Annotated in this window: 2 tRNA genes and 3 rRNA genes; all 5 read left to right on the top strand. The window is 49.7% G+C overall.

Annotated features, from left to right (window positions below):
- Positions 1–194 precede the first annotated feature (194 nt).
- Positions 195–1,769: ribosomal RNA gene (locus tag P9H32_RS07485) — 16S ribosomal RNA — on the top strand.
- Between the two features lie 172 nt (positions 1,770–1,941).
- Positions 1,942–2,017: transfer RNA gene (locus P9H32_RS07480), tRNA-Ala, on the top strand.
- An 11-nt stretch (positions 2,018–2,028) separates the two neighbouring features.
- A tRNA-Ile gene (locus P9H32_RS07475) sits at positions 2,029–2,105 on the top strand.
- Positions 2,106–2,247: 142 nt separating this feature from the next.
- Positions 2,248–5,195 (top strand): 23S ribosomal RNA (locus tag P9H32_RS07470).
- 138 nt (positions 5,196–5,333) lie between these two features.
- Positions 5,334–5,448: ribosomal RNA gene (gene rrf, locus P9H32_RS07465) — 5S ribosomal RNA — on the top strand.
- The 16S, 23S and 5S rRNA genes sit together here with 2 tRNA genes alongside, the layout of an rRNA operon.
- The last annotated feature ends 7 nt before the right edge of the window (positions 5,449–5,455 follow it).

Genomic DNA, 5,455 nt, shown 5'->3' with positions numbered 1-5,455 from the left:
TTTGATCTTTGAAAACAGAATAACTCATAAGAAATATGACAACATGTAAGAAGCATCGCTTCGAATCAGAAGTGGTGCGGTTTGTTATAGCCAATGCTTTGAAACTTTGTCGATTGCCCCTCGGGGCAAGCGAGTTTTAAATATGCGAATAATTATACGAAACAGGATTTGAACCTGATCAATTTTATTAAAATTTGATGGAGAGTTTGATCCTGGCTCAGAACGAACGTTGGCGGCGTGGATTAGGCATGCAAGTCGAGCGGGATTCTAATTTTTCAATTCTTCGGAAGAGAAGTTTTAGATGAGAGCGGCGAACGGGTGAGTAATAAATGGGTAATTTGCCTCTTTGTTCGGGACAGCCATCGGAAACGATGATTAATACCGGATGTGTTCAGGTGCTGCATAGCACCTTATATAAAGGCGGGGATTCTTCGGAACCTGTCGCAAGGAGATAAGCCCATTTCCTATCAGCTTGTTGGTGAGGTAACGGCTCACCAAGGCTTACGGGTAGCTGGTCTGAGAGGATGATCAGCCACACTGGAACTGAGACACGGTCCAGACTCCTACGGGAGGCTGCAGTCGAGAATCATTGTCAATGCACGGAAGTGTGAACATGCGACGCCGCGTGGAGGAAGACGGCCTTTGGGTTGTAAACTCCTGTCAGCAGGGAGGAAAGATGGTTTTCTTAATACGAAAGCCATTTGACAGTACCTGCAGAGGAAGTCACGGCTAACTCTGTGCCAGCAGCCGCGGTAATACAGAGGTGGCGAACGTTGTTCGGATTTACTGGGCGTAAAGGGTCCGCAGGCGGTCTTGTGTGTCGGATGTGAAAGCCAACGGCTCAACCGTTGAATTGCATTCGAAACTGCAAGACTAGAGTACTGGAGGGGAGAAGGGAACACTTGGTGTAGCGGTGAAATGCGTAGATATCAAGTGGAACACCGGCGGCGAAGGCGCTTCTCTGGACAGATACTGACGCTCATGGACGAAAGTTAGGGTAGCGAAAGGGATTAGATACCCCTGTAGTCCTAACCGTAAACGGTGTGCGCTAGGCGTGGGTGGCTTTACCCCCATCCGTGCCTGAGCTAACGCATTAAGCGCACCGCCTGGGGAGTACGGTCGCAAGATTAAAACTCAAAGGAATTGACGGGGACCCGCACAAGCGGTGGAGCATGCGGCTTAATTCGATGCAACGCGAAGAACCTTACCTGGGCTTGACATCTAGCTGCATATGACCCGAAAGGGACATAGCCTTCGAGGGTGCTAGACAGGTGCTGCATGGCTGTCGTCAGCTCGTGCCGTGAGGTGTTGGGTTAAGTCCCGCAACGAGCGCAACCCCTGTGTTTAGTTGCCAGCGCGTAATGGCGGGAACTCTAAACAGACTGCTGGTGAAAGCCAGAGGAAGGTGGGGATGACGTCAAGTCAGTATGGTCCTTATGTCCAGGGCTGCACGCGTGCTACAATGGGATGTACAGTGGGAAGCTAAGCCGCGAGGTGGAGCAAATCCTCAAAACATCCCCCAGTTCGGATCGTAGTCTGAAACTCGACTGCGTGAAGTTGGAATCGCTAGTAAAGGCGTATCAGCTACGACGCCTTGAATACGTTCCCGGGTCTTGTACACACCGCCCGTCACATCATGGAAGTCAGTTGCACCCGAAGTCGTTGATCCAACCCGTCAAGGGAGGAAGGCGCCTAAGGTGTGATTGATAACTGGGATGAAGTCGTAACAAGGTAGCCGTTGGGGAACCAGTGGCTGGATCACCTCCTTTCTAAGGAGAAGGCCGATTGTAAAATCGGACCTAGGGTATCATCCTTCGGGATGCGGCAAATCGAAAGGTCTGCCACAAGGTTTAGGCATAACAAACCGCACCATTTCTGGAGCTAAGCGCTTCAAAAATGGATTCTCTTATGAGTTATTCACGTAAGATTTTGGACCAAACTGGGGGTATAGCTCAGCTGGGAGAGCGCCTGATTTGCATTCAGGAGGTCATCGGTTCGATCCCGTTTACCTCCACCATTTTTTGAAATGGGCGTGTAGCTCAGTTGGTTAGAGCGCATCCCTGATAAGGATGAGGTCACAGGTTCGACTCCTGTCACGCCCACCATTCAAAGGTCCTTGAATAAATTTTACGATCAGACTTTTCCGCATTGAGCGGAGTGTTCTTTGACAATTGCATAGTATTGAATAACTGCAACAAGCGCATGTATACTTTATATATGTTACTTAATTTTTAGTGACCTTGATTTGATCAAGCTACTAAGGGTGTACGGTGAATGCCTTGGCTTCAGTAGGCGATGAAGGACGTGTTAAGCTGCGATAAGCGTCGGTGAGAGGCAAAAACTCTTTGACCCGGCGATTTCCGAATGGGAAAACCCAGCAGAGGTAATGCTCTGTTATCTGCGTATGAATAAAATAGTGCGTAGAGGCGATACCCGGTGAATTGAAACATCTTAGTAACCGGAGGAAAAGAAAACAAAAGTGATTCCGTAAGTAGTGGCGAGCGAACGCGGAACAGCCCAAAACATCCTGTTTACAGGGTGTGGTGTGGACCACAATGTGGGACTTTGATCGATAGCAGAATCAACTGGAAAGTTGAGCCATAGCGGGTGATAGCCCCTTAAGCGAAATCGTGATGAGCCCTAGTGGTATCCCGAGTAGGTCGGAACACGTGAAACTCTGACTGAATACAGGAGGCCCACCTCCTAAGGCTAAATACTAACTGAAGACCGATAGTGAACTAGTACCGTGAGGGAAAGGTGAAAAGAACCCCTGGAGGGGAGTGAAATAGAACCTGAAACCGTGCACTTACAAACTGTGGTAGCCCTACGGGGTGGCCGCATGCCTTTTGCATAATGAGTCTGCGACTTACCGTATGTGGCAAGGTTAAGCATCTTCGATGTGGAGCCGAAGCGAAAGCGAGTGTTAATAGCGCGCCTTAGTCGCCTGCGGTAGACCCGAAACCTGGTGAGCTACCCATGGGCAGGATGAAGCTTCTGTAATAGGAAGTGGAAGACCGAACCAGTACGTGTTGAAAAACGTTTGGATGACCTGTGGGTCGGAGTGAAAGGCTAACCAAACCAGGTGATAGCTGGTTCTCCCCGAAATACCTTGAGGGATAGCCTCGATGAATGCAATTCACGGAGGTAGAGCACTGAGTACTCGATGGCCCCTCCCGGGGTACTGAGAGTTTTCAAACTCCGAATACCGTGAACGTCACATCGGGAGTCAGACTGCGGGGGATAAGCTCCGTAGTCGAGAGGGAAACAGCCCAGACCGCCAGCTAAGGCCCCTAAATGATAGTTAAGTGGAGAAGGATGTCAGATCTCGAAGACAGCCAGGATGTTGGCTTAGAAGCAGCCACCATTTAAACAAAGCGTAATAGCTGACTGGTCGAGAGGTTTGGCGCCGAAAATGATCGGGGCTCAAACTATCTGCCGAAGCTGCGGGTTTTAACTACTGTTAAAGCAGTAGGGGAGCGTTGTGTACCGGGTTGAAGGGAAGGTGGAAGCCGACCTGGACTGTACACAAGTGATTATGCAGACATGAGTAACGATAAGTGTGGTGAGAATCCACACCGCCGAAATCCTAAGGTTTCCTTCGGAAGGTTCGTCCGCGAAGGGTTAGTCGGCCCCTAAGGCAAGGCTGAAAAGCGTAGTCGATGGGAAACAGGTTTAATATTCCTGTACCGCCGTACATGAGTGAAGGAGGGACGCAGCAGGCTAGGTCAGCCGGCGATTGGAAATGCCGGTCTAAAGATGTAGGGTATTGTGTAGGAAAATCCGCACATGTTTGCCTGAGATCTGATGGGACTCTGAGCTCTATGAGCAAAGGGGATTGGCTGATGCTGTACTGCCAAGAAAAGCTTCTAAACGTTGAATGTAAGGTGACCGTACCAAAACCGACACAGGTGGGAGGGTAGAGTATACCAAGGCGCGCGAGAGAAAAGTTGTTAAGGAACTCGGCAAATTAACCCCGTATCTTCGGAAGAAGGGGTCCTCGAGTTGGCTAGCAATTTACTTGTAACGTTAATTCGAGGCGCAGTGAAGAGGCGAAGGCGACTGTTTATCAAAAACATAGCACTATGCGAACTCGCAAGAGGAAGTATATGGTGTGACACGTGACCAATGCCAAAAGGTTAAGGCAAGGGGTTAGAACTTGATTCGAAGCTCTGAACCGAAGCCCTGGTGAATGTCGGCCGTAACTATAACGGTCCTAAGGTAGCGAAATTCCTTGTCGGGTAAGTTCCGACCTGCACGAATCGTGTAACGATCTTCGCACTGTCTCAACAACAATCTCGGTGAAGTTGTAGTTCCGGTGAAAATGCCGGATACCCGCGGCAGGACGGAAAGACCCCGTGAACCTTTACTGTGACCTGACATTGGGTTTTGGTACTTCATATGTAGGATAGCTGGGAGGCTTTGAAGCATGTTCGTCAGGACGTGTGGAGCCATTGGTGAAATACCAGTTTTGATTTATTGAAATTCTAACGATGATCCCCTGAATCGGGGCATCGGACAGTGTCTGGGAGTCAGTTTGACTGGGGCGGTTTCCTCCCAAAGAGTAACGGAGGAGCACAAAGGTACCCTCAGCACGGTCAGCAATCGTGCGAAGAGCGTATAGGTATAAGGGTGCTTGACTGCGAGACCCACAAGTCGAGCAGGTGCGAAAGCAGGTCTAAGTGATCCGGTGGTAGCTAGTGGTAGCGCCATCGCTTAACGGATAAAAGGTACTCCGGGGATAACAGGCTGATGATTGCCAAGAGTCCACATCGACGCAATCGTTTGGCACCTCGATGTCGGCTCATCGCATCCTGGGGCTGGAGAAGGTCCCAAGGGTTGGGCTGTTCGCCCATTAAAGCGGTACGCGAGCTGGGTTCAGAACGTCGTGAGACAGTTTGGTCCTTATCCGCCGTGGGCGCAGGAAGTTTGAAGAGATTACTCCTTAGTACGAGAGGACCAGGATTAACATGCCTCTGGTGTTCCAGTTGTCGTGCCAACGGCATCGCTGGGTAGCTACGCATGGGAAGGATAAGCGCTGAAAGCATCTAAGTGCCAAGCCCCCTCTAAGATAAGACTTCCCTTTGGCTTTATGCCATCTCAAGGCTCGTTCAAGACTAGGACGTTGATAGGCTGGATGTGAAAGTGCAGTGATGTATGAAGCTGACCAGTACTAATTAGCCGTGAGGCTTGATCTTAATTTTTTCTTCCGGAAGGAAGAGAAAGGTTTTAAGTCGACTGTTTGCAAAAGTCGGTCGTACAGACAAACCGTGAAGTTATACATGTCGTTGTTGTCGTTATTTCAATACTATGCAGTTGTAGATTTTAGAAGATTTTCCGGTTGCCATAGCGAGGAGGAAACACCTGTTCCCATTCCGAACACAGAAGTGAAGGGCCTCAGCGGCGATGGTACTAGGGGGTAGACCCTGGGAGAGTAGCACGCAGCCGGTTTTTATTT

It is taken from the genome of Pontiella agarivorans, assembly GCF_034531395.1.
GTDB classification, from domain to species: Bacteria; Verrucomicrobiota; Kiritimatiellia; order Kiritimatiellales; family Pontiellaceae; genus Pontiella; species Pontiella agarivorans.
Note: the sequence above shows the minus strand (reverse complement) of the source record. Positions and strands in the feature narration are given on the sequence as shown.